This window comes from Streptomyces sp. NPDC092370 (assembly GCF_044755265.1).
Classification (GTDB): Bacteria; Actinomycetota; Actinomycetes; order Streptomycetales; family Streptomycetaceae; genus Streptomyces.
In genome coordinates, this window is record NZ_JBIVQO010000001.1 from 259,174 (window position 1) to 284,062 (window position 24,889).

General features: G+C 72.4%; 18 protein-coding genes and 1 pseudogene. 10 read left to right on the forward strand and 9 right to left on the reverse strand.

Features of this window, described 5'->3' with window-relative positions:
- From ACIQHQ_RS01185 to ACIQHQ_RS01205, 5 genes are all read right to left on the reverse strand, one after another.
- Complete coding sequence (locus ACIQHQ_RS01185) at nt 1-1,044, reverse strand: ABC transporter substrate-binding protein (RefSeq protein WP_402608865.1); 1,044 nt, start codon at nt 1,042-1,044, stop codon at nt 1-3.
- Nucleotides 1,045-1,799: 755 nt separating this feature from the next.
- Nucleotides 1,800-2,960, reverse strand: a complete 1,161-nt coding sequence (locus ACIQHQ_RS01190) for an acyl-CoA dehydrogenase family protein (RefSeq protein WP_402608867.1) — start codon at nt 2,958-2,960, stop codon at nt 1,800-1,802.
- Between the two features lie 5 nt (nt 2,961-2,965).
- A complete protein-coding gene (locus tag ACIQHQ_RS01195) occupies nt 2,966-3,916 on the reverse strand; it encodes a hydroxymethylglutaryl-CoA lyase (protein WP_402608869.1) in 951 nt (316 codons plus the stop codon).
- Entirely contained in the window at nt 3,913-5,829 is a 1,917-nt protein-coding gene (locus ACIQHQ_RS01200) for an acetyl/propionyl/methylcrotonyl-CoA carboxylase subunit alpha (protein WP_402608871.1), read from the reverse strand. Before ACIQHQ_RS01200 ends, ACIQHQ_RS01195 begins: the two co-directional genes overlap by 4 nt.
- Before the next feature lie 14 nt (nt 5,830-5,843).
- Nucleotides 5,844-7,460 (reverse strand): carboxyl transferase domain-containing protein, encoded by a 1,617-nt coding sequence (locus ACIQHQ_RS01205; protein ID WP_402608873.1) that lies wholly within the window; start codon nt 7,458-7,460, stop codon nt 5,844-5,846.
- Between the two features lie 87 nt (nt 7,461-7,547).
- Between ACIQHQ_RS01205 and ACIQHQ_RS01210 the strand changes: the two genes are divergently transcribed.
- From ACIQHQ_RS01210 to ACIQHQ_RS01220, 3 genes are all read left to right on the forward strand, one after another.
- Entirely contained in the window at nt 7,548-8,141 is a 594-nt protein-coding gene (locus tag ACIQHQ_RS01210) for a TetR/AcrR family transcriptional regulator (protein WP_402608875.1), read from the forward strand.
- A gap of 851 nt (nt 8,142-8,992) precedes the next feature.
- Nucleotides 8,993-10,150: an acyl-CoA dehydrogenase family protein gene (locus ACIQHQ_RS01215; RefSeq protein ID WP_402608877.1), complete on the forward strand. Its 1,158-nt coding sequence runs from the start codon at nt 8,993-8,995 to the stop codon at nt 10,148-10,150.
- 44 nt (nt 10,151-10,194) lie between these two features.
- Nucleotides 10,195-11,085, forward strand: a complete 891-nt coding sequence (locus ACIQHQ_RS01220; RefSeq protein ID WP_402608879.1) for an acyl-CoA thioesterase — start codon at nt 10,195-10,197, stop codon at nt 11,083-11,085.
- On the opposite strand, the gene ACIQHQ_RS01225 is transcribed toward ACIQHQ_RS01220, so the two are convergent.
- A complete protein-coding gene (locus ACIQHQ_RS01225) occupies nt 11,078-11,866 on the reverse strand; it encodes a phosphatase (RefSeq protein ID WP_402608881.1) in 789 nt (262 codons plus the stop codon). The two genes, ACIQHQ_RS01220 and ACIQHQ_RS01225, sit on opposite strands and share 8 nt — an antisense overlap.
- Nucleotides 11,867-11,959: 93 nt before the next feature.
- Nucleotides 11,960-13,546, reverse strand: a complete 1,587-nt coding sequence (locus ACIQHQ_RS01230; protein ID WP_402608883.1) for a helix-turn-helix domain-containing protein — start codon at nt 13,544-13,546, stop codon at nt 11,960-11,962.
- Nucleotides 13,547-13,722: 176 nt separating this feature from the next.
- On the opposite strand from ACIQHQ_RS01230, the pseudogene ACIQHQ_RS01235 reads away from it, so the two are divergent.
- The 3 genes and pseudogenes from ACIQHQ_RS01235 to ACIQHQ_RS01245 all read left to right on the forward strand — a co-directional run.
- Nucleotides 13,723-13,948, forward strand: a pseudogene (locus ACIQHQ_RS01235) (sodium:solute symporter); the annotation flags it as partial.
- A 56-nt stretch (nt 13,949-14,004) separates the two neighbouring features.
- A complete protein-coding gene (speB, locus tag ACIQHQ_RS01240; RefSeq protein WP_030838119.1) occupies nt 14,005-14,985 on the forward strand; it encodes an agmatinase in 981 nt (326 codons plus the stop codon).
- The gene (locus ACIQHQ_RS01245; protein ID WP_402608885.1) at nt 14,982-16,667 is read left to right on the forward strand and encodes a thiamine pyrophosphate-binding protein; all 1,686 of its coding nucleotides are present in this window, start codon (nt 14,982-14,984) and stop codon (nt 16,665-16,667) included. The genes speB and ACIQHQ_RS01245 overlap by 4 nt, the downstream gene beginning before the upstream one ends.
- A 16-nt stretch (nt 16,668-16,683) precedes the next feature.
- On the opposite strand, the gene ACIQHQ_RS01250 is transcribed toward ACIQHQ_RS01245, so the two are convergent.
- Both ACIQHQ_RS01250 and ACIQHQ_RS01255 read right to left on the reverse strand, forming a co-directional pair.
- Entirely contained in the window at nt 16,684-17,286 is a 603-nt protein-coding gene (locus ACIQHQ_RS01250) for a hypothetical protein (protein ID WP_402608887.1), read from the reverse strand.
- Between the two features lie 178 nt (nt 17,287-17,464).
- A complete protein-coding gene (locus ACIQHQ_RS01255; RefSeq protein ID WP_402608889.1) occupies nt 17,465-18,067 on the reverse strand; it encodes a hypothetical protein in 603 nt (200 codons plus the stop codon).
- Between the two features lie 398 nt (nt 18,068-18,465).
- Here ACIQHQ_RS01255 and ACIQHQ_RS01260 point away from each other — a divergent pair, with 398 nt between their 5' ends.
- The 4 genes from ACIQHQ_RS01260 to ACIQHQ_RS01275 all read left to right on the forward strand — a co-directional run bounded on the left by ACIQHQ_RS01260 (nt 18,466) and on the right by ACIQHQ_RS01275 (nt 24,802).
- A complete protein-coding gene (locus tag ACIQHQ_RS01260) occupies nt 18,466-19,320 on the forward strand; it encodes a serine hydrolase (protein ID WP_402608891.1) in 855 nt (284 codons plus the stop codon).
- Between the two features lie 121 nt (nt 19,321-19,441).
- On the forward strand, nt 19,442-20,428 hold the full coding sequence (locus ACIQHQ_RS01265; RefSeq protein WP_402608893.1) for an esterase-like activity of phytase family protein: 987 nt from the start codon (nt 19,442-19,444) through the stop codon (nt 20,426-20,428).
- Between the two features lie 135 nt (nt 20,429-20,563).
- On the forward strand, nt 20,564-24,295 hold the full coding sequence (locus ACIQHQ_RS01270) for an ABC transporter ATP-binding protein (protein ID WP_402608895.1): 3,732 nt from the start codon (nt 20,564-20,566) through the stop codon (nt 24,293-24,295).
- A 114-nt stretch (nt 24,296-24,409) separates the two neighbouring features.
- Nucleotides 24,410-24,802 (forward strand): hypothetical protein, encoded by a 393-nt coding sequence (locus ACIQHQ_RS01275; protein ID WP_402608897.1) that lies wholly within the window; start codon nt 24,410-24,412, stop codon nt 24,800-24,802.
- Nucleotides 24,803-24,889: the final 87 nt, after the last annotated feature.

Below are 24,889 nucleotides of genomic sequence, written 5' to 3' on the forward strand. Positions count from 1 at the left end.
TCAGGCGACCTTCTTGGCCGACTCGATGGCCTTGGCGAGGTTCTCCACCAGAGGCGTGCACTTGTCGTACGACAGGATCGGCTCGGGCGAACGGGAGATGACCTGGCCGGCCTTGACCGCGGGCAGCTTCTTCCAGGTGGCCTCGGTGATGTCGGCCGGCTGGATGGTCGAGGCGCGGTCGTCCATCATGATGATGTCCGCCGGGTACTTGTCGACGTTCTCCCAGCTGAGGTTCTCGAACCAGCCGCCGTTGGCCTCCATGGCCTTCTCCGGCGGCTCGACGAGGTTCACGCCGAGGGCCTTGAAGTACTCCAGATCGATGGAGAAGTTGGAGCCGGAGACGTAGAAGATGGCGTCCGAAGCGGAACCGGCCAGCACCTTGATCTCGGGGCGGGACTTGGCGGCCTTGCGCAGCCGCTCGGAGGCGGCCTCGAAACGCTTCTTCGCCTCGACGGCCTTCGCGGCCTTGAGGTCGGCGCCGAGCGACTCGGCGAGCTCGGCCATGCGCTGCAGGGGCTTCGGCATCTGACGGTCGAAAACCGAGATCGCGACACTCGGAGCGAGCTTGGCGATCTTGTCCTTGGAGGTCTCCGGGACGTACCAGAGGCTGCCGGCGGCGTCGAAGGTCGTGGTGATGAGCACCTCGGGCTGGAAGGCCGCGTACTGCTCGACGTTGAACTGGTCGAACCTGTTGCCGAAGACGGTCAGCTTGCTGACGTCCAAGTCACCGGCCTGGACGTCGGCCTTGCCGTCCTTGGTCTTGGTCGGCCCGAAGACGCCCTTGACCTCGATGCCGTAGTCGTACAGGGCGGCGGCGACACCGGTGAAGGCGACGATGTTCGAGGGGACCTTGTCGAGCTTCACGGTCGTGCCGCGGTCGTCCTTGAAGGACCACGGGCCGGACTTGGCGGCACCCTTCGCGTCCGAGCCGCCGTTCTTGGAGTCTTCACTGCCACACGCGGTCACGAGGGCGCCGAGCCCGAGAGCACCACCGGCGGCGAACAGGCCGCGGCGGGAGAAGCGGGCGGTTCTGGCGTTCGACATGACTGGGTCTGCTTTCGTACGTACGGAGCCACTGCGGGCACGGCTGACAGCCACTTGGCTGAAATCAGGCTTAGGTTAGCCTAACCTGCGTTCGTGTCCAGAGGGTCCTGGGGGTGTGCCCGGGGCGGATCGAGGCGATGCCCGGGAGGGCGGCGATCCGAATCACGAAGGCCCAAGGGGCGGGGGTGGCTCGATTCGGCCCAGGCGCAGGGCGCGGGAAGGTGAGGGGTGGGCGCTGAATCCACCCTCGGTGAGCGGCCGTTGCACGACTCGCCATTGCGCGGCCTGTGCGACATGTGGGCCCGCGTGAAAGCCCGCGGCACACCTGTGCCCGGCGCGACCGTGACCTGACCGGCGCTGCCGGTGACCACGTGACCTCTCGCCCCGGGTGACGGGCTGTCGACCCGGTCGTCCCGCCCGACGCTCGGTAGCGCCAGCCTGTACGCCGACTCCGTGGAGCGCACCCCATCGGCATGGGCCTGTGAGCGCACCCGATCGGCATGGGCCTGTGAGCGCACTCGATCGGCATGGGCCTGTGAGCGCACCCCATCGGCATGGGCCTGTGAGCGCACCCCATCGGCATGGGCCTGTGGGGCCCCGCCCGCCCCGGGCCCGGGGCGGGCGGGGCCCCACTCGCGCCGCCGCCCTCGCCCCCGCAGATCGACGGCCAGGCGATCCGGCGCGGGCCCCGCGGGCCTCCCGCATCCGAAGGGGCTGCGGGAGGCCCGGGGTCGTCGCAGGCCCTTCGGCGTGGCTCAGCCCACCAGCCCCAACTCCCGTGCGATCAGCATCCGCTGGACCTCGCTCGTGCCCTCGCCGATCTCCAGGATCTTGGAGTCGCGCCACATGCGGGCGACCGGGTATTCGTTCATGAAGCCGTAGCCGCCGTGGATCTGGGTGGCCTCCCGGGCGTTGTCCACCGCCACCGTGGAGGAGTGGAGCTTCGCCAGGGCCGCTTCCTTCTTGAAGGGGGCGCCGGTCACCAGCCGGGCCGCCGCGTCGCGCCAGGCGAGGCGGGACGTGTGGGCCTTCATCTCCATGTCCGCGATCTTGAACTGGATGGCCTGGTTCGCGGCGATCGGCCTGCCGAACGCGTGGCGCTCCTTGGCGTACTTGACCGACTCGTCGACGCAGCCCTGCGCCAGACCCGTCGCCAGGGCCGCGATCGCGATGCGGCCCTCGTCGAGGATGCGCAGGAACTGGGCGTAGCCGCGGCCCTCCTCGCCCAGCAGGTTCGCCGCCGGGACGCGGACGTCCGTGAAGGACAGCTCACGGGTGTCCGAGGCGTTCCAGCCGACCTTGGAGTAGGGGGCCGCGACGGTGAAGCCGGGGGTGCCCGACGGGACGATGATCGAGGAGATCTGCGGTCTGCCGTCGGACTTGCGGCCCGTGACCGCCGTGACCGTCACCAGGCCCGTGATGTCCGTGCCGGAGTTGGTGATGAAGCACTTCGTGCCGTTGATGACCCACTCGTTCGTCGACTCGTCCAGGCGGGCCGTCGTGCGGGTCGCTCCCGCGTCGCTGCCGCCGTCGGGCTCCGTCAGGCCGAACGCGCCCAGCACTTCGCCCGAGCACAGGCGGGGGAGCCACTCCTGCTTCTGGGCCTCGGTGCCGTAGAGGTGGATCGGCATCGCGCCCAGCGAGACGCCGGCCTCCAGGGTGATCGCCACGGAGGAGTCGACCCGCGCCAGCTCCTCCAGGGCCACGCCGAGGGCCAGGTAGTCGCCGCCCATGCCGCCGTACTCCTCCGGGAACGGCAGGCCGAACAGGCCCATGCGGCCCATCTCCCGGACGATCTCGTACGGGAACTCGTGCCGCTCGTAGAAGTCGCCGATCTTCGGCGCCACCACCTCGTGCGCGAACTCCTCGACCGTGCGGCGGAGTTCCTCCAGTTCGGGGGAGAGACGGTAGTCCATGGTGATCAGTGCTCCTCGGTGTCCTCGTGGGACAGGGCTCGGACGGTGCGGGACGGGCTGGGTCGGCCCAGGTGGGCGGCCATCCACGCGCTCGTGGCGACGAGGCGGCCGAGGTCGATTCCGGTGTCGATGCCGAGGCCCCGCAGCATCCACACGAGGTCTTCGGTGGCGAGGTTGCCCGTCGCCGACTTCGCGTACGGGCAGCCGCCCAGGCCGCCCGCCGAGGCGTCGACCGTCGTGACGCCCTGCTGGAGCGCCGCGAGGGTGTTGGCCAGGGCCTGGCCGTAGGTGTCGTGGAAGTGGACGCCGAGGGCGGAGAAGGGAATTCCTGCCTCGTCCAGGGCCGCGAGGAGCGCGACCACATGGCCCGGGGTCGCCACGCCGATCGTGTCGCCGAGGCTCAGTTCGTCGCAGCCCATGTCCACCAGGGCCCGGCAGACCTTCACCACCTGGGGGATGGGGACCGGGCCCTCCCACGGATCACCGAAGCACATCGAGAGGTAGCCGCGGACGTGGACCGACTCGGTCTTCGCCCGGTTCACCACCGGCTCGAACATCGCCAGGGCCTCGTCCACCGTCCGGTTGAGGTTGGCCTTGGCGAAGGACTCCGTGGCGCTGGCGAAGACCGCCACCCGGCGGGCGCCGAGGGCCAGGGCGCGGTCGAGGCCCCGTTCGTTCGGCACGAGGACCGGCAGGGCCACCGGAAGGTCGGCGACACGGGGGAACAGCTGCTCCGCGTCCGCCAGTTGGGGCACCCACTTGGGATGGACGAAGCTCGTCGCCTCGATCGTGGTCAGGCCCGCGTCGGCCAGGCGGCGGATGAACTTCGCCTTGACCTCCGTGGGGACCGTCGCCTTCTCGTTCTGCAGGCCGTCGCGCGCGCCGACCTCGTGGACGCGGACCCGGGTGGGGAGGTCCCCGGCCGGGACGGCCATCGGGAGTCCTGGGACTGTCATTCCGCCGCCTCCTCGTGCGGTGCGATGACCGCCAGGACCTGCTCCATGGCGACCGTGCTGCCGGGCGACACGTCCAGTTCGGCGACCTTGCCGGCGTGCGGGGCGGAGATGACGTGCTCCATCTTCATCGCCTCCACCACCAGCAGGCTCTGACCGGCGCTCACCTCGTCGCCCACCGCGACCTTGACCACCGTGACCGTGCCGGGCATGGGCGCGGTCAGGGAGTCGGCGCCCGCGTGCGCCGACCGGGTCAGGGACGCGGCCACCGGGTCGTGGTCGCGCACGTGCCAGGCGTCGCCGTCGCGGCCGAGCCAGTCGGCGGCGCGATGGAAGGTGTGCCGGACGCCGTCCAGGGTCACCGCGACCCGGTCGTCCGTGACCATGGCCGTGCCGCGCGGGGTGTACTCCAGGGGCTCCTGCACCCGCAGGTGGAAGGCGGGTGGCTTCAGGGCACCGCCCAGGCGCCACCCGCTCGGCACCGAGAAGGGGTCCGTCCAGCCGTCCGGCTCGGGCTTCAGGGCCTCCAGGCGTACGGCCGCCGCCGCCTCGTACACCTCCTCCGGTACCTCCGTGGGAACCAGGTCCTCCACCTCGCGCTCGACCAGGCCGGTGTCCATGTCGCCGGAGACCACCGCCGGGTGGGCGAGCAGACGGCGCAGGAAACCGGCGTTGGTCTGCACGCCGAGCGTGACCGTCTCGGCCAGGGCCGCACGCAGCTTGCGCAGGGCGGTCGCGCGGTCGGGGCCGTAGGCGATGACCTTGGAGAGCATCGGGTCGTAGAGGCTGCCCACCTCCGTACCCTCGGTGAGGCCCGAGTCGGTGCGGAGGCCGTCGCCCTGCGGCTCGCGCAGCCTCAGGACCGTGCCGCCGGAGGGGAGGAAGCCGCGGGCCGGGTCCTCGGCGCAGATGCGGGCCTCCACCGCGTGGCCCGTCAGCCGTACGTCCGCCTGCGTGAAGCCGAGGGGCTCGCCGGCCGCGACCCGCAGCTGCCACTCGACCAGGTCCAGGCCGGTGATCAGCTCCGTGACCGGGTGCTCCACCTGGAGGCGGGTGTTCATCTCCATGAAGTAGTACGACGACGGGTCGGTGCCGGGGACGATGAACTCCACCGTGCCCGCGCCGCGGTAGCCGCAGGAGCGGGCCGCCTGGACCGCCGCCTCGCCCATCGCGGAGCGCGTCTCCTCGTCCAGGAGGACGCTCGGCGCCTCCTCGATGATCTTCTGGTGGCGGCGCTGGAGGGAGCACTCGCGCTCGCCCAGATGGACCACGTTCCCGTGCCCGTCCGCCAGGACCTGGATCTCGATGTGGCGGGGGCGGTCGATCCAGCGCTCCACCAGCAGGGTGTCGTCGCCGAAGGAGGCGCGGGCCTCGCGGCGGGCCGAGGCGATCTCCTCCTCCAGCCGGGTCAGGTCCCGCACCAGGCGCATGCCCTTGCCGCCGCCGCCCGCGCTGGGCTTCAGCAGCACCGGCGCGCCCAGTTCGCGAGCCGCCTCGGCCAGATCCGGGTCACGGCCGCCGGGCACCACCGGCACCCCGGCCTCCCGGACCGTCTCCTTGGCGCGGATCTTGTCGCCCATCAGCGCGATCGCGTCCGCCGGGGGGCCGATGAAGACCAGGCTCGCCTCGGCGCAGGAGCGCGCGAAGGCGGCGTTCTCGGCGAGGAAGCCGTAGCCGGGATGGACGGCCTGCGCGCCCGCGCGGGCCGCGGCCTCCAGGAGGCGCTCCACCGACAGGTAGCTCTCGGAAGCCGGGGCCGGGCCGATCCGGACCGCCGTGTCCGCCTCGCGGACGTGCCGGGCGTCGGCGTCCGCGTCGGAGAAGACGGCCACCGAGCGCACGCCCATCGACCGCAGCGTCCGGATGACGCGTACGGCGATCTCGCCACGGTTGGCCACCAGCACTGTCTCGAACATCGTCGTCCGTCCCCTCACATCCGGAAGACGCCGAACTGGGGGTCACCCAGGGGCGCGTTGGCGCAGGCGGTCAGGGCCAGGCCCAGGACCTGACGGGTGTCCAGCGGGTCGATGACACCGTCGTCCCAGAGGCGGGCCGTCGCGTAGTAGGCGTTGCCCTGGCGCTCGTACTGGGCGCGGATCGGGGCCTTGAAGGCGTCCTCGTCCTCCGCCGGCCAGGTCTCGCCGCGCCCCTCCAGCTGGTCCCGCTTGACGGTCGCGAGCACCGAGGCGGCCTGCTCGCCGCCCATGACAGAGATCTTGGCGTTCGGCCACATCCACAGGAAGCGGGGGGAGTACGCCCTGCCGCACATGGAGTAGTTGCCCGCGCCGTACGAGCCGCCGACCACGACCGTCAGCTTCGGTACGCGCGTGCAGGCCACGGCCGTGACCATCTTGGCGCCGTGCTTGGCGATGCCGCCCGCCTCGTAGTCCTTGCCGACCATGAAGCCCGAGATGTTCTGCAGGAAGACCAGCGGGATGCCGCGCTGGTCGCACAGCTCGATGAAGTGGGCGCCCTTCTGGGCGGACTCGGAGAACAGGATGCCGTTGTTGGCGACGATGCCCACCGGGTGGCCGTGGATCCGGGCGAAGCCCGTGACCAGGGTCTGGCCGAACTCGGACTTGAACTCGGCGAAGCGGGAGCCGTCGACGACCCGGGCGATGATCTCGCGCACGTCGTAGGGGGTGCGGGAGTCGACCGGGACCGCGCCGTAGAGGCCGTGGGGGTCGACCTTGGGTTCCGTCGCCTCCGTGACCTCCCAGGGGAGCGCCCCCCGGGCGGGGAGGGTGGAGACGATGGTGCGGACGATGCGCAGGGCGTGCGCGTCGTTCTCCGCGAGGTGGTCGGTGACGCCCGAGACGCGGGAGTGGACCTCGCCGCCGCCGAGCTCCTCGGCCGTGACCACCTCGCCGGTGGCCGCCTTCACCAGGGGCGGGCCGCCGAGGAAGATCGTGCCCTGGTTGCGGACGATCACCGCTTCGTCGCTCATCGCCGGGACGTACGCCCCGCCGGCCGTGCAGGAGCCCAGGACGGCGGCGATCTGGGGGATGCCGGCGCCGGACATGCGGGCCTGGTTGTAGAAGATGCGGCCGAAGTGGTCGCGGTCCGGGAAGACCTCGTCCTGCATGGGGAGGAAGGCTCCCCCGGAGTCCACCAGATAGACACAGGGGAGGCGGTTGTCGAGGGCGACCTCCTGGGCGCGGAGGTGCTTCTTGACCGTCATCGGGTAGTACGTGCCGCCCTTGACCGTGGCGTCGTTGGCGATGACCACCGTCTCGCGGCCGCTGACCCGGCCGATGCCGGCGATGACCCCGGCCGCCGGGGCCTGGCCCTCGTACATCCCGTCGGCCGCGAGCGGGGCCAGCTCCAGGAAGGGCGAGCCCGGGTCGAGGAGGGTGTCCACGCGGTCGCGGGGGAGCAGCTTGCCGCGGGCCGTGTGGCGGGCGCGGGCCTTCTCGCCGCCGCCCCGTGCGGCCGCCGCGAGCTTGCCGCGCAGCTCCTCGACGAGGGTGTGGTGCGCCTCCTCGTTGGCCCGAAAGGCCTCCGACGCGGGGTCTGCCGCGCTCGTGAGCTCCGGTGCCTCGTGCATCCTGCGGGTCCCCTCACCTTGTTAATGAGCGTTAACGCATTTCCTTCAGGTTAACGACCGCTAACCTCCCTGTCTAGAATTGTTTTCATGGCCACCAGAACCGACGCCCCCACCCGCCGTGAGCAGATCCTCAAGGAGGCCGCGCGGCTGTTCGCCGAGCGGGGCTTCCACGGGGTCGGAGTCGACGAGATAGGCGCCGCGGTCGGGATCAGCGGGCCCGGGCTGTACCGGCACTTCGCGGGCAAGGACGCGATGCTCGCGGAGCTGCTGGTGGGGATCAGCGGGCAGTTGCTGACCGGGGCGAAGCGGAGGCTGGCGGAGGCGGACGGGGGTGGGGCGGAGCAGGTGCTCGACTCGCTGATCGAAGGGCATATCGACTTCGCGCTCGACGACCGGCCCCTGATCACCCTGCACGACCGGGAGCTGGACCGCCTCCGGGACACCGACCGGAAGATGGTGCGCCAGCTCCAGCGGCAGTACGTGGAGCTGTGGGTCGGGGTGGTGCGGGAGGTGTACCCGGGGCTCGGGGAGCCCGCGGCCCGGTCGGCCGTGCACTCGGTGTTCGGGCTGCTGAACTCGACGCCGCACCTGGGGAGGGCGGGGTCGTTGCCCGGGCGGGGGGTCACGGCGGAGCTGCTGCACCGGATGGCGCGGGGGGCGTTCGCGGCGGCGGAAGGCTGACGGGCGCGTCCCCGGCGCCCACGGCGTCCCCGCGTCCCCGGCGCCCGCAGGCGTCCCCGGCGCCCACGGCGTCCCCGCGGCCCCGGCGCCCACCGGCGGCCCCGGCCCCGCGCCCACGGCGTCCCCGCGGCCCCGGCGCCCACCGGCGGCCCCGGCCCCGGCGTACCCGGCGCCCCCGCGGCCCCGGCGCCCACCGCCGGCCCCGGCCCGGCGGCCCCGGCGCCGGCGCCCACGGCGCCCACGGCGTACCCGGCGCCCACATTGCCCCCGGCGCCCACAGTGCCCCCTGCCCTACCAATGCCCCCGGCCCCCACCAGTGCCCCCGGCCCCCACCAGCGCCCCCGGCCCCCACCAGCGCCCCCGGCGCCCACCGGCGGCCCCCGCGCCCACCGGCGGCCCCCGCGCCCACCAGTGCCCCCGGCCCCCACCAGCGCCCCCGGCCCCCACCAGCGCCCCCGGCGCCCACCGGCGGCCCCCGCGCCCACCGGCGTCCCCGGCGTCCCCGGCGCCCACCAGTGCCCCCGGCCCCCACCGGCTGCCCCCGGCCCCCACCAGCGCCCCCGGCCCCCACCGCTGCCCCCGGCGCCCACCAGTACCTCCGGCGCCCACCGGCGGCCCCCGCGCCCACCCGCGTCCCGGCGGCCCCGGCGCCCGCAGTGCACCCCGCGCCCACCGGCGTCCGCGGCCCACCGCGGTGACCGCGCCCACCGGCGTCCGCGGCGCCCACCGCGGTGACCGGCGTGACGAGCGTTACCCCGCCCTCCCCGTCTCCACCCTGGACGCGTCTCGATACTCGCCGGTATCTTAGGCTGAGCAAGCGCTTAGACATGCGGAGTCCTGGAGGTGGCGGCGTGCGCCGTACGGTGTTCAACGAGGATCACGAGGCGTTCCGGGAGACCCTTCGCGCCTTCATCGAGGCCGAGGTCGTACCGGTGTACGACGAGTGGTTCGCGGCAGGCCAGGCGCCCCGCGACTTCTACTACAAGCTCGGTGAGCTGGGCATCTTCGGCATCAACGTGCCCGAGGAGTTCGGCGGCGCGGGCCTGGACAGCCACAAGTTCGAGGCCGTCCTCTACGAGGAGACCGCTCGCGCCGGTGTCCAGTTCGGCGGCTCCGGCGTGCACGTGCTGCTGGCCCTGCCGTACATCAAGATGCTCGCCACCGACGAGCAGAAGAAGCGCTACCTGCCGAAGTTCGTCTCCGGCGAGGAGATGTGGGCCATCGCGATGACGGAGCCGGGCACCGGTTCCGACCTCGCGGGCATGAAGTCCACCGCCAAGCTGAGCGAGGACGGCACCCACTACGTCCTCAACGGTGCCAAGACCTTCATCACCGGCGGTGTGCACGCCGACCGTGTGATCGTCTGCGCCCGCACCTCCGCCCCGACCGCCGAGGACCGCCGCCACGGCATCTCCCTGTTCGCCGTGGACACCAAGTCCGAGGGCTACTCCGTCGGCCGCAAGCTGGACAAGCTCGGCCTGAAGACCTCCGACACCGCCGAGCTGGCGTTCGTCGACGTCAAGGTGCCTGTCGAGGACCTCCTCGGCGAGGAGAACAAGGGCTTCTACTACCTCGGCCACAACCTGGCCTCCGAGCGCTGGGGCATCGCCTTCGGCGCCTACGCCCAGGCCAAGGCCGCCGTCCGGTTCGCCAAGCAGTACGTGCAGGAGCGCACCGTCTTCGGCAAGCCCGTCGCGCACTTCCAGAACACCAAGTTCGAGCTGGCCGCCTGCCAGGCCGAGGTGGACGCAGCCGAGGCCGTCGCCGACCGCGCGACCGAGGCCCTGGACGCCGGTGAGCTCACCCCCGCCGAGGCCGCCTCCGCGAAGCTGTTCTGCACCGAGGTCGCCCACCGCGTCATCGACCGCTGCCTCCAGCTGCACGGCGGCTACGGCTACATGAACGAGTACCCGATCGCCCGCCTGTACGCGGACAACCGCGTGAACCGCATCTACGGCGGCACCAGCGAGATCATGAAGTCGATCATCGCCAAGGACATGGGCCTGTAAGGCCCCCGACACCGGCCCGCGATCACTGGCCGTACAACGACCCCATGAGCCAGGCACTACAGGACCTCCTCGATCTGCTCGACCTGGAGCAGATCGAGGAGGACATCTTCCGCGGCCGGTCCCGGTCCGCCGTCGTCCCCCGGGTCTTCGGCGGACAGGTCGCGGCCCAGGCGCTCGTCGCCGCAGGGCGCACGGTCCCCGAGGACCGGCCCGCGCACTCGCTGCACGCGTACTTCCTGCGTCCCGGCGACCCCGGCGCCCCCATCGTGTACACCGTCGACCGGATCCGCGACGGCCGCTCCTTCACCACCCGCCGGGTGGTCGCCGTCCAGCACGGCAAGCCGATCTTCCATCTCTCGGCGTCCTTCCAGACGTACGAGGACGGACTGGATCACCAGGAGCCGATGCCCGGCGCCCCCGATCCCGTGACGCTCCCGACCGGTGCGGAGCGGCTGCGCGGGTACGGGCACCTCGACCCCGTCGTGGTGGAGAAGTTCCTCGAGGCCCGTGCCGCCGTCGATCTGCGGTACGTCGACGAGCCGCCCTACGGGAAGTTCGGCGAGCCGCGCGAGCCGCACTCCCAGGTGTGGTTCCGCACCAACGGCAAGCTCGACAGCGATGTCGACGACCCGCTGCTGCACGTCGTCCTCGCCACCTATGTCTCCGACATGACGCTGCTCGACTCCGTGCTGCTCGCGCACGGGCGCGGCGGCTGGGCCGTCGGGGACGTCGTAGGGGCCTCGCTCGACCACGCGATGTGGTTCCACCGGCCGTTCCGCGCCGACGAATGGCTGCTGTACGACCAGGAGTCCCCGTCCGCGTACGGCGGCCGGGGACTGGGGCAGGCGAGGATCTACACGCAGGACGGGCGGCTCGCCGTCACCGTGATCCAGGAGGGCGTGGTCCGCGTCCCGCGCGGGCCGGGCGCTAGCTGAGCCCCGCCTCCGCCAGCAGGTACGCGGTCATCGGGTCGTAGTGGCGGGGGCTGACCACGTGGTCGTCCAGGGGCACCGTCACCTGCACGGTGCCCTCGGCCTCCGCGAGGAAGAGGGCCGGGTCGTTGCAGTCGGCGTAGCCCATGGAGTCCACGCCGTGCTGTCCCGCGTAGCCCGCCCAGCCGTGGTCGGCGACGACCAGGTCGGGCAGCGGACGACCCTCGCGCTCCAGGCCCTTCAGGATCGCCTTCATCGGTTCGCCCGAGTGGGTGTGCCACAGGGTGGCGCCGTGCTCCAGCACCGCCACGTCCGCGAACTGCATGACGTAGCCCTCCTCGGTCGTCAGCCCGTCCGGGATGACGACGATCTCGCAGCCGGCCGCGCGCAGTGCGGACGCGGTCGCGCGGTGGACGTCCAGGAGGCCGCCGGGGTGGCCGGTGGCGAAGAGGACGCGCTGCTGACCGTCCGCCGCCTTGCGCAGCCGCCCGGCCATCCGCTCCAGACCGGCCACGGTCAGCTCCGGGTCGATGGTGTCCTGGCCGTAGCGGTGTTCGGGGTCGTCGTTCACGCCGACGCGTTCCGCCATCACCGCCAGGACGTCCTGCTCGTCGGTCCAGCGGTCGCCGAGTTCCAGGCCGAGCCAGTAGTGGCGGTCGCCGTTCGCCAGCTTGCGGTAGTGGGAGAGGTTGTTCTCGCGGGGGGTGGCGACGTCGCCCGCGATGCGCGTCCTGACGAGGTGTTCGACGAGTTCGGCGCGGCTGGGTGTCCCGGATATCGGCATGGCATCCATTGTGAGGCAGCCGTCGGTGGGCGTCCCTGGCGTATCGAACGCTGCGATGTGCGTCACGTACTCAGCGGGACCCCGCTCACGTACTCAGCTCCGCCGCAGCGCGAACCAGAGTTCCATCCGCACGTCCGGGTCGTCCAGGTCCGTCTCCAGCAGGGTCGCGCAGCGGGCGATGCGCTGGCGCACGGTGTTGCGGTGCACGGACAGGGCGACGGCCGTACGGTCCCAGCTGCCGTGCAGGGACAGCCAGGTGCGCAGGGTCTCGGTGAGGGCGGGGTGCGCCGCGACGGGGGAGAGGAGGGTCCGGGCGTGGGCCGCCGCCTCCTCGGAGGGCACCAGGTCGGCCAGGGCGGGGCGGGCGCCGTGCCGGACCAGCGGGGCCCTGGTGGCGCGGGCCCGGGCCAGGGCGCGGGCCGCCTGGGTGTCGGCGAGGGGCCAGTCGGACGGCGCGACGGCGGTGCTGACGCCCAGGGTCCAGCCGGGCAGCGGGGCCGGTGCCCGGCCGGCCGGGACCAGGACCCGTACGACGTCGCCCGCCGGGTCGACCAGGGCGGACCCGAGCGCGGCGCCCAGCGCGGAGGCCGCGACGGGGCCGGGGGTGCCGCCCCCGTCCGGCCGGGCGTGCACGACGATCCAGGGGTCCTCGCCGAGCAGCCCCGCGACCTCCTCGGGCGGCGCGCCCAGCAGCAGCCGCGCCAATGCGGCGGAGCGGGCGGCTCCGGTGCTGCTCTGCTGTTCGCCGGTGAGGAGGGAGAGGAGCACGGCGGCGACGGAGGCGACGGTGTGGTCCCCGGGCCCCCGCTGCGCGGTGGCGACCCCGAGCACGAATCCGTGTCCGGCCCCCAGGCTGTAGGCGGCGAGAGGGAGTCCGGCCACGGAGTCGGTGGCGGAGGAGGGGGCGGGACGGCCGGGCTCGGTGGGGGGACGCTCGGACTGTGCCGGGGTGCCGGGCTCGGCCTGCCGTGTCGCGCCTGTGCGCGAGGCGGGGCCGGTCTGCGGTGCCGCGGTCCCCGGCGGCATCGGCCGGACCGGTCGTACCACCTCTGTCAGGCGGGTCAGGGCCGCCCGGGCCTCCTCCCCGGGCTCCCGTCCCGCCGAGGCGATCTCCACCCCTTCGGGCCCGTACAGCACCGCCCATCCGCCCAGCCGTCGCGCGAGTTGCCGGAGCACCGACGGGACCGGGTCGGGTCGGGACGCGGCGGCGGCGAGGCTCTGCTGGGCCTCGGTGACGCGACGGAGCTCGGCCAGGCGGGCCTGGGCCATCAGTTGCCAGACCGCGCGGGCCACGCCGGAGAAGGTGGTGCGGGGCGGCACCTCCAGCAGCGGCAGGCCGTGGGTCTCGCAGGCCGCGGCCAGCCCCTGCGGCACCGTGTCGTGCACCGGCGCCACCCCGAAGCCGAGGGCGGCGCCGCCCGCCGCGACGATCCGGGAGACGTAGCCGTCGAAGTAGGCCGTCCCCGGACCCGCCGCATCCGGGATGTGCACGCCCGCCGTGAGCAGCAGTTCCCCGCCCAGCAGATACGGATAGGGGTCCGCCATCTCCGAGGTGTGCACCCAGTGGACGACGACGCCTTCGGCGGGCGGCCCGGCGATCCGCCGCAGCGCCAGGTCCTCGCGGGCCAGCAGCGCGGTCAGCGCTACCGGCGGGGTGGGCGGTACCGCCGGGTCCGGCATGGTGTGCGTTCCCTCCATCGGGCACCGGCTCGAATGGAGGAAACGTACACTTCGCAGTCGCTTTCCGGCCACCTAGGGTCAGTCCTCGTCACCCGTCGGCGACACCGATCGAAGGAGGTCCCGTGGCCGTCGAGGTCCTCCGGCGCGTTGATCGCCTGCGCCGTTCCCGGGTCGTGGTGGCCTCCGTCACGGCCGGCGGAGTCGCGGTCGTCGTGCGGATGGCGACCCACGGCCCTCGCCGACGAGCCGGTCCACTACGCCCTGTTCGCCTCGCTCGCCGCCTACCCGGTCGTCTCCCTGGCCACCCCCGCCACCGACGCCGCCGTCCTCGCCGCCTGGCGCGAGCGGGTCGCCGGACGATCGTCCGAACGCGCGTCCGAAGCGGTCCCGGCACCCCGGTAAGGTCGTAGAGCAAGCAGTACATACGCGATGAAGCGTAAGAAAGAAGGCATTACTTCATGAGCAGCAACGAGACTCCGCGCGGGCCCGTCGACTCCTCCCGCGTCCCGCGGTACGCCGGTCCCGCCACCTTCGCCCGGCTGCCCCGGCTGGACGAGGTCGGCCGGGCCGATGTCGCGGTGGTGGGCGTGCCGTTCGACTCCGGTGTCTCGTACCGGCCGGGCGCCCGCTTCGGCGGCAACGCGATCCGTGAGGCGTCCCGGCTGCTGCGCCCGTACAACCCGGCGCAGGACGCCTCGCCGTTCGCCCTCGCCCAGGTCGCGGACGGCGGCGACATCGCCGTCAACCCGTTCAACATCAACGAGGCCGTCGAGACCGTCGAGGCCGCCGCGGACGACCTGCTCGGCACCGGTGCCCGCCTGATGACCCTCGGCGGCGACCACACCATCGCCCTGCCCCTGCTGCGCTCGGTCGCGAAGAAGCACGGCCCCGTCGCCCTGCTGCACTTCGACGCCCACCTGGACACCTGGGACACCTACTTCGGCGCCGAGTACACCCACGGCACCCCGTTCCGCCGCGCGGTCGAGGAGGGCATCCTCGACACCTCGGCGCTGTCCCACGTCGGCACCCGCGGCCCGCTCTACGGCAAGCAGGACCTGACCGACGACGAGAAGATGGGCTTCGGCATCGTCACCTCCGCCGACGTCTACCGGCGCGGCGCCGACGAGGTCGCCGACCAGCTCCGCCAGCGCATCGGCGACCGGCCGCTGTACATCTCCATCGACATCGACTGCCTCGACCCGGCCCACGCCCCCGGCACCGGCACCCCCGAGGCGGGCGGCATGACCTCGCGCGAACTGCTGGAGATCCTGCGCGGCCTGGCATCCTGCAACCTGGTGTCGGCCGACGTCGTCGAGGTGGCCCCCGCGTACGACCACGCGGAGATCACGTCGGTGGCGGCCTCCCACACCGCGTACGAACTGACCACGATCATGTCGCGCCAGATCGCCGCGGCCCGGAAGGACTCGGAAGCCAAGTGACTCACGACCACGACCTGGTGCTCCGCCCCACGCCCGCCCAGACGGAGGCCGCGCTGAACCCTCCGCCAGGCCGCACCGGCGGAGACCTGGTCGTGGAGACGCTGGCCGGGCTGGGCGCGACGACCGTCTTCGGTCTGCCCGGCCAGCACGCCCTCGGCGTGTTCGACGCGCTGCGCCGCTCCGACCTGCGCTACATCGGCCTGCGGGTGGAGAACAACGCCGGGTTCGCCGCGGACGCCTACGGCCGGATCACCGGCGAGGCCGCGCCGCTGCTGCTGTCGACGGGCCCGGGTGCCCTGACCTCGCTCGCCGCGCTCCAGGAGGCTGCGGCGGCCTCCGCGCCCGTGCTGGCGATCAGCAGTCAGGTCCCGACGGCGGGTCTGGGCGGCGGCCGGCACGGCTACCTCCACGAACTCCCGGATCAGGCCGCCTCGTTCCGTGGCGTGGTCAAGTCCGTCCACACGGTCCGCGCCCAGTCCCAGATCCCCTCCGCGATCGAGGCGGCCTGGACGTCGGCGCTGTCGGCCCCGCACGGCCCGGTGTGGGTGGAGATCCCGCAGGACGTCCTGCTCGCCGAGACGGCGATCCCGGTGGTGACGGGCGGCGACGCGTTCCCCGAGGAGCTGCCGCCGCGTCCCGAACTGACCGCCGTGGCCGCCGACCTGCTGTCCAAGGCCGCCCGTCCGGCGATCATCGCGGGCGGGGGAGTGGTCCGTTCGGACGCCTCGGGCAAGCTGAAGCAGCTCGCCGAGCGCATCCAGGCCCCGGTGGTGACCACCCCCGGCGGCAAGGGCGCCTTCCCCTGGACGCACCCGCTGTCGCTCCAGTCGTGGATCGAGGACCGGCACACCACCGACTTCCTGGAGGAGGCCGACGTCCTCCTGGTGGTCGGCTCGGGCCTCGGTGAACTCTCCTCGAACTACCACACGTTCAAGCCGCGCGGCCGGGTCGTCCAGATCGAGGCCGACCTCGGCAAGCTGGAGTCCAACCACCCGGCGCTGGGCATCCACGCGGACGCACGGCTGGCGTTGCAGGCGCTGCTGGAGACGGTGGAGGCCCGCGAGGACGCGACGGCGGCGGACCGGGTCCGGGAACTGCTCGCGAAGGTCGCCGACCGCATCGCCGCCCAGGAACTCACCCTGGAACAGGACGTCCTGGCATCCGTCCGCAAGGCGCTCCCGGCCGACTCGCCGTCCTTCTGGGACATGACGATCCTCGCCTACTGGGCCTGGTCGGCCTTCGACGCCAAGGGCCCCAACCACATGCACTCCGCGCAGGGCGCGGGCGGCCTCGGCTACGCCTTCCCGGCGGCGCTCGGCGCGGCGGCGGCCGACCCGACCCGGCCGGTCCTCGCCGTCTCCGGCGACGGCGGGGCCCTGTACTCCATCGCCGAACTGGCCACGGCCCGCCAGTACGACCTGAACGTCACCTGGCTGATCGTCGACGACGGCGGCTACGGCATCCTGCGCGCGTACATGACGGACGCGTTCGGCGAGACGACCGGCACGGAGCTGACCCGGCCGGACTACGTCGCCCTGGCCGAGTCGTTCGGGGTCCCCGGGGTGCGGACGACCCCGGAGGACCTGGAGCAGGACCTCGCCAAGGCGCTTCGGACGCCCGGGCCTTCGGTGGTCCTGCTCCCGGCCGTGCTGCGGATGTTCGCGCCGACGCACCTGGGATGAGCGAGGGTCCGGCGGACTACAGGCCGTCGCGGACCATCGCGGCGACGATGTGGACGTGGCGGTCGGCGGCCGTGGTCGACCACTCGTTGTCGTAGTTCAGGCCGTAGGGCCAGAAGTGGCCGCCACCGGTGGAGATCCTGGCACCGGAGCCGTCGTACCGCTTGACGAGCGCGGTGGCCTGCGCGCCGGTCCAGGTGCCGCTGCCACCGAGGCGGGACCAGCCCCCGCTCAGTCCCACGCCGATGGTGTGGGAGATCTCGTGCAGGGCCGTCCGCTCGTTCATGTAGCCGCGGTTGCTGCCGAAGCGGATGGTGCCGTTGAGGTTGCCGTCGGCGGTGGGGACGCCCGGCTCGTAGCGGACGGTGAGGGTCTTGCCGAGGTCGCTGAGGTTGTTGTAGCGGGTCACCGCCGCGTTCATAGCCTTGGTGATGAGGTCGTAGGCCGAGCGCTGGTCCGCCGTGGGGTTGCTCGCGCGGACGAGGGACCAGGTGATGGTGGCGGCCGCGGCGCGATCCCGGGCCGGGGCGGGCGGAGCCTGGACGGTGGCGGCCCGGGCGACGCCGGGGCCGGCCAGCAGAGCGGCGGTCAGAGCGGCTATGAGTGCCTTGCGTGGGCTCATGTGCGGATCCTCCTGTGGGGGTGGCCGTCACGAAACTTGCGACACTTCGCACGGCGTTCGGGATCTCGGACAGGCGGCGCCACCGACCACACAAAACCCTTGAACGACACGGCAGTTGGCGCGCTGTCGACCGCAAGTATTCCGGCGGGAAAGGCGGCGTCAAGAGGTCCGGCAGGGGTCAGTGGAACCAGAAGAGCAGCGTGTCGGGGTTCCTCCCGAGCTTCCGCGCGCTCTCCCACTCCTGCGCCTCGAACCGCATGACATCGGCGAACCGGCGGGCCGCGCCCCGGAACTCGGCATCGAGGCGGTCGAGTACGCGTGTGTAGGCGTCGGCGAGGGCCGCGGCCCGCCGGGTCGGCAGCGTGCCGATCGCGGGTACGGCGTCACCGGGGTGGGGCAGCCGCAGCGGCGGGCCGCTGAACAGGAACGTGCCGGGGAGCAGGTCGGCCGGTACGCCGTGCCGGGCCAGTTCGTCGTCCATGGCGCGGAACCAGGACGGGCGGCGCCAGGCCCCGAGGTCGGTCGGGTCCGAGAAGTGCGCCGCGACGACCTGGTAGAAGGCGTAGCTGTACGCCGGGCAGAGGTCGGTGCTCGGGGCGCCGTCGATCAGCTCCTCCAGGGCCCGGCTGATGGAGACGTCGAGGTCGATGCCCTGCTCCCGGAAGCGGGCGTCGGTCCGCTCGCACTCCGTGCGCACCCGGGCGAGCGTGCGCTCCTGCTGTCCGGTCCGCTCCACCGCGGTGAGCAGCCGCACCACCGTTCTCATGTCGCCGGTGCTCATCTCCAGACAATGGCTCACCGTCGTGTTTCCCTTCACCCGTTCGCCGGACACCGGTGTCCATGATCCGGGACGGGGGAACGGCCCCGGACCGAGGGACCGTGGGCCGTTCGTTCGTGCGGGGTCGGGGCGTACCGTGAGCGGGGTGGCGCCCTGCGAACCCGACACCGTCAGGAGCCACTTGGGGCCGGCTGGTGCTTCTTCAGTTACGCGACCAGCTCACTGCTCGCGTCGCCGCCCATGCCCGTGCCCCCGGTGCCGTTCGGGGCGTACCGCCGGAGCCGTCGGCCCCTTCGGGACCTGACCGCTCGGCCGTGAAACCGGGGCTGCTCCCGATAACGACTCGTACAGCTTTCGTCGCCCGTGCAACCATTCGCCCGTGCCCGGGAGTCAAGGGGTGCATGACTTTCAGGATATCCCGCCGCGCGAGAGTGCTGGCGGCGGCCGTGGGCACGGGCGTGCTCATGCCGCTCGTCGTCGCCGCCGCCACGCCCGCCGCCGCTGCCACGCCGGCCGTGACCTGCACGTCCGACAAGGCCGGGCTCGCAGCCAAGCTGAAGAAGGACATCACCGCTGCCCTCGCCACCCGCAAGGGCACGGTCGCCGTCGGCCTCCACGACCGCAGTACGAACACGACCTGTACCCTGCGCGCGAGCTCCGCCTACGACTCCGCCAGTGTCGTCAAGGTCACCGTCCTGGCCACGCTGCTGTGGGACGCGAAGAAGACGAACCGGTATCTCACCGACCGCGAGCACACCCTCGCCAAGGCCATGATCACCAAGTCGGACAACGCCGCGACCTCCACCCTGTGGAAGCAGCTCGGCCTGACGAAGATCAAGAACTTCCTCAAGGCCGCCGGCATGACGCAGACCACGCCCGGGGCGAACGGTTACTGGGGTCTGACGCAGATCACCGTCACCGACGAGCAGAAGCTGCTGAAGCTCCTCACCGCCAAGAACGCGGTCCTGAGCGACAACTCGCGCGCCTACATCGTCAAGCTGATGGGCCAGGTCGTCTCGTCCCAGCGCTGGGGCACCCCCTACGGAGTGCCCGCGGGCGTCACCGTGGCCGTCAAGAACGGCTGGCTGCAACGCTCGTCGAACGGCTGGCGGGTGCACAGCGTCGGCGCGTTCAAGGGCGGTGGCCACGACTACGTGATGACGGTGCTGACCCACGGCAACAGCACGATGAACTACGGCATCGCCACCATCCAGGCCGTGGCCAAGGTCATGCACAAGGACCTGGCGGCCAGTTGACGGTTCTGGGCCTCGGAGCCGGGAGCCTGCTGATGAAGGCGAGGAGGGCGCGAAGCGCGCGGGGAAGGATGTACACCCCGCCGCCCACCCGGCGTCACCGGACCGCCCTACGGTGACGCCCATGCCCTTGAGAACCCACCTCGCCCTCCTCACGGCGGGCCTGGCGGCGGCCACGTGCCTGACCGCCGCCGGCCCCGCCCAGGCGCGGACGTCCCACGCCTGCTCCCCGTCCGTCTCCCTCGACCGCTTCTCCGACGCGCTCGACAAGACGACCTACGAGGACACCTTCGTCGGCAACCTGTCCGCGCTGGCCGTGGACCGGGACGGCTCCCTGGCCGCCCTCTCGGACCGCTCGTCGCTCTTCCGTCTCGACGCGAGGACGCTGACGCCCCGCTCGGTGCTCCCTCTCGCCGAGGAGACCGGAGCGGCCCTGGACTCCGAGGGCCTGGTCGTGGACCGGGACGGTACCTACCTCGTCACCTCCGAGACCGAACCGTCGATCCGCCGCCACTCCCGCGACGGCCGCGTCCTCGACCGCCTCCCCGTCCCGGACGACCTGCGCGTGAGCCCCGCGGGCCGCGGCCGGCCCAACGGCACCTTCGAGGGCCTCACGCTGCTCCCCGGCGGGCGCACCCTGGTCGCGTCCATGGAGTACGCCCTCTCCGGCGACCCCGCCGACACGGTCCGCTTCCAGACCTGGACCCGCCACGGGGGTCACTTCCGGCTCGCCGGCCGGTACACCTACCGCACGGACCCCGGGCTCGGCGTCCCCGAGATCCAGGCCACGTCCGACGGCCGCCTGCTGGTTCTGGAACGCGGCTTCACGGCCGGTGTGGGCAACACCGTCCGCCTCCACCTGGCCGACCTCCGCCACGCGACGGCCACGGACCCCATGAGGAAGACCCTGCTCGCCGACCTCGTGACCTGCCCCACCTTGGGAGCGACGGCCGAGCAGCCCCAGCCGAACCCGCTCCTGGACAACATCGAGGGCATGACGATCACGGGCCGGACGCGGAACACCTTGAAGGTCCTGCTGGTCAGCGACGACAACGAGAACGCCGTCCAGACGACCCGCCTCTACTCCCTGCGGGTACGGGTGCGTACCTAGGAGCACGGGGAAACCGCGCGAGCGGCCGGAACGGCGCCGCACCCGGACACCAGGAGAATGGTGACCGCGGGATGAAATCCGCCCCTGAACACGTTGGTGCCTTCCGGCAGCTCAGGGCGACGGGAAGGTACCGGTGTGACACCGCAACGGGGATGGGCACGACGGCTGTGGGCCTACGCATGGCGCCACCCGAAGGATGTCGTACTCGCCCTCGGCTCCTCGCTGGCGGGCATGGCCGTCATGGCCCTCGTCCCGCTGATCACCAAGGTGATCATCGACGACGTCATCAGTGAGCACACCCGGTCCATGACCACCTGGGCCGGGCTCCTCGTCGCCGCCGCGCTGATCGTCTACGTCCTCACCTACGTGCGCCGCTACTACGGCGGACGCCTCGCCCTCGACGTCCAGCACGACCTGCGGACGGAGATGTACGACACGATCACCCGGCTCGACGGCCGCCGCCAGGACGAGCTGTCCACCGGCCAGGTCGTCGGCCGCGCCACCAGCGACCTCCAGCTGATCCAGGGCCTGCTCTTCATGCTCCCGATGACCATCGGGAACTTCGCGCTGTTCCTGATCTCCCTGGTCGTCATGGCGTGGTTGTCCGTGCCGCTGACCCTGGTCGCCCTGGCGGTGGCGCCCGCCGTCTGGTGGATCGCCAAGCGCAGCCGCACCCGGCTGCACCCCTCCACCTGGTACGCCCAGGCCCAGGCCGCGGCGGTCGCGGGCGTGGTCGACGGCGCCGTCAGCGGCGTACGCGTGGTGAAGGGCTTCGGGCAGGAGGACCAGGAGACCGGCAAGCTCAGGGAGGTTTCCCGCCGGCTCTTCGCGGGCCGCCTGCGCACCATCCGCCTGAACTCGCTCTACACCCCGGCCCTGCAGGCCGTCCCCGCGCTCGGCCAGGTCGCGATGCTGGCCCTCGGCGGCTGGCTGGCGGTGCGCGGGCACATCACGCTCGGCACGTTCGTCGCGTTCTCCACCTATCTCGCCCAGCTGGTCGGCCCGGTCCGCATGCTCGCGGTGGTGCTCACCGTCGGCCAGCAGGCCCGCGCCGGCACCGAGCGCGTCCTGGAGCTGATCGACACCGAGCCGTCGATCGAGGACGGCCACAAGGACCTGCCCGCCGACGCCCCCGCGACGGTCGAGTTCGACGACGTCTCCTTCGGCTACGACGAAGCCCCCGGCAAGACCGGCAGCGTCCTCGACGGGCTCTCCTTCGAGATCCGCCCCGGCGAGACCCTCGCCGTCGTCGGCTCCTCCGGCTCCGGCAAGTCCACGGTCTCCCTGCTGCTGCCGCGCTTCTACGACGTCACCCGCGGGGCCGTCCTGATCGGCGGCCACGATGTGCGCGAGCTGACCCTCCAGTCGCTGCGGGCGGCGATCGGGCTGGTCCCGGAGGACTCGTTCCTCTTCTCCGACACGGTCCGGGCCAACATCGCCTACGGCCGTCCGGACGCCACCCGGGAGGAGATCGAGAAGGCCGCCCGTGCCGCCCAGGCGGACCGTTTCATCAGAGAGCTGCCCGACGGCTACGACACCACGGTCGGCGAGCACGGCCTGACCCTCTCCGGCGGCCAGCGCCAGCGCGTCGCCCTCGCCCGAGCCATCCTCAGCGACCCGCGCCTGCTGGTCCTGGACGACGCCACCTCCGCCGTGGACGCGCGGGTCGAGCACGAGATCCACGAGGCTCTGAAGGAGGTCATGCGGGGCCGTACCACCCTGCTGATCGCCCACCGCCGCTCCACCCTGAACCTCGCCGACCGCATCGCCGTCCTGGACGGCGGCCGCCTCGCCGACCTCGGCACCCACGAGGAGCTCCAGCAGCGCTCCGCCCTCTACCGGCGCCTGCTCACCGACCCGGACGAGCTGGGCGGCGTCTCCCCGGGCCACGCCCGGCCGGCCTGTCCCCCGGAGGACACCTCGGTGCGGGACGAGCTGGACGCCGAGTTCGACGCCGAGCGCGGGGTCACCCCACGGCTGTGGAGCGGCGATCGCGAGCGCAAGGACACCGCCCTCGCCGAGAGCCCCACCACCCCCGAGCTGCTCGCCCAGGTCGAAGCGCTGCCCCCGGCCACCGACGTCCCGGACATCGACGAGTCGCGGGCCGTCCGGCCGGAGGACTCCTACGGCCTGCGCCGCCTGTTGCGCGGCTTCGGACTGCCCCTGCTGGTCAGCCTCGCCCTGGTGGCCACCGACGCGGGCATGGGCCTGCTGCTGCCCGTGCTGATCCGGCACGGCATCGACTCCGGCGTCACCCAGGCCGCCCTCGGCGCGGTGTGGGCGGCGGCCCTGCTGGGGCTGGGGACGGTCGCGGTGCAGTGGGCGGCCCAGATCGGTGAGACCCGGATGACCGGGCGCACCGGTGAACGGGTCCTGTACTCGCTGCGGCTCAAGATCTTCTCCCAGCTCCAGCGCCTCGGGCTCGACTACTACGAGCGGGAGCTGACCGGGCGCATCATGACCCGGATGACGACCGACGTCGACGCGTTGTCGACGTTCCTCCAGACGGGCCTGGTCACGGCCTTCGTCTCGGTCGTCACCTTCTTCGGCATCATGGTCGCCCTGCTGGTGATCGACGTGGAGCTGGCGCTGGTCGTCTTCGCGACGCTGCCGCCGCTGATCATCGCCACGTACTTCTTCCGCCGGGCGAGCGTGAAGGCGTACGAACTGGCCCGCGAACGCGTGTCGGTCGTCAACGCCGACCTCCAGGAGTCGGTGTCCGGGCTGCGGATCGTGCAGGCGTTCCGGCGGGAGCGGGACGGCGGGCGGCGGTTCGCGGAGCACAGCGCCGACTACCGCCGGGCGCGCATCCGGGGCCAGTGGCTGATCTCGGTGTACTTCCCGTTCGTGCAGTTCCTGTCGTCGGTGGCCGCGGCCGCCGTGCTGATCGTGGGCGGGGCCCGGGTCGACGACGGGACGCTGGCGATCGGCTCGCTGGTGGCCTACCTGCTCTACATCGACCTGTTCTTCGCGCCCGTGCAGCAGCTCTCCCAGGTCTTCGACGGCTACCAGCAGGCGTCCGTCTCCCTGGGCCGCATCCAGGAACTGCTCCGTGAGCCGACGTCGACGAAGTCCGCCGACGAACCCCGCGAAGTCTCCTCCTTGCGCGGCGATATCGCCTTCGAGGACGTGCACTTCGCGTACGGGGACGACGAAGAGGCCCTCGTCGGTGTCGACCTGCGCATCCCGGCCGGGCAGACCGTCGCGTTCGTCGGCGAGACCGGCGCGGGCAAGTCGACCCTCGTCAAGCTGGTGGCCCGCTTCTACGACCCCACCGGTGGCCGGGTCACCGCCGACGGCACCGACCTGCGGGACCTCGACCTCACCTCGTACCGGCACCGCCTGGGGGTCGTCCCGCAGGAGGCGTACCTCTTCCAGGGCACCGTCCGCGACGCCATCGCCTACGGCCGGCCGGACGCCACCGACGCCGAGGTCGAGGCGGCGGCCCGCGCGGTCGGCGCGCACGACATGATCGCCACCCTGGAGGGCGGCTACCTCCACGAGGTCGCCGAGCGCGGCCGCAACCTGTCCGCCGGGCAGCGCCAGCTGATCGCGCTGGCCAGGGCCGAGCTGGTCGATCCGGACGTCCTGCTGCTCGACGAGGCCACGGCCGCCTTGGACCTGGCGACGGAAGCCCAGGTCAACCAGGCCACCGACCGTCTCGCGGGACGCCGCACGACCCTGGTCGTCGCCCACCGTCTCACCACCGCCGCCCGCGCCGACCGGGTCGTCGTCATGGACCACGGCCGGGTCGTCGAGGACGGCACGCACGCGGAGTTGCTCGCCCGCGGCGGCCGGTACGCGGAGCTGTGGCGGACCTTCGTCGGCGCCGCCGAGCCGGAGGAGCCGGTCGGGGCAACCCGCTGACGGCACCCCGGTGTGCCGCGTGTCCGTGACGCCCGCGCAACCGTCCGACATACGTCATGCGTCCGTACTGGCGTACGCCGATGGTCGCGGACGACGCGGTACGGGAGGACGACAGTGGACAGTGGAGCGATACGCCGGCGGCTCGCGCTCGGGCTGGCCGTGCTGACCGCCTCCGGGCTGCTGGCCGTCGCGGTGCCGGGCGAGGCGCAGGCCGCCACCACCGCGCTCTGCCCCGGGCGCAAGGTCCGCACCCTGCCCTTCTCCACCGGGACCGTGCTCGTCTACAAGCGCGGCGGCTACGTCTGCGCCGTCACCCTCCCCAAGAAACCCGGCGCGAAGCGCAAGATGTCGGTGAGCGTGCAGGCGCGCGGCAACCGGCCGGTCGTCGACATGGGTAGGTACGGCCATCACGCAGGCCCGGTCATCGTGCACGCCGGGCGCCGCTGCGTCTGGCTCAAGGGCCAGGTCGGCGGGGGCAGGTTCAGCTCCGGCTGGATCCTGTGCTGACGCACGGCACCCGGCGACGCGCACGGCGCGCACAGGGTTATCCCCATGTCCCCTGGTGCTCGGGCCAGTTGGTGAGCTAGCTTCCGG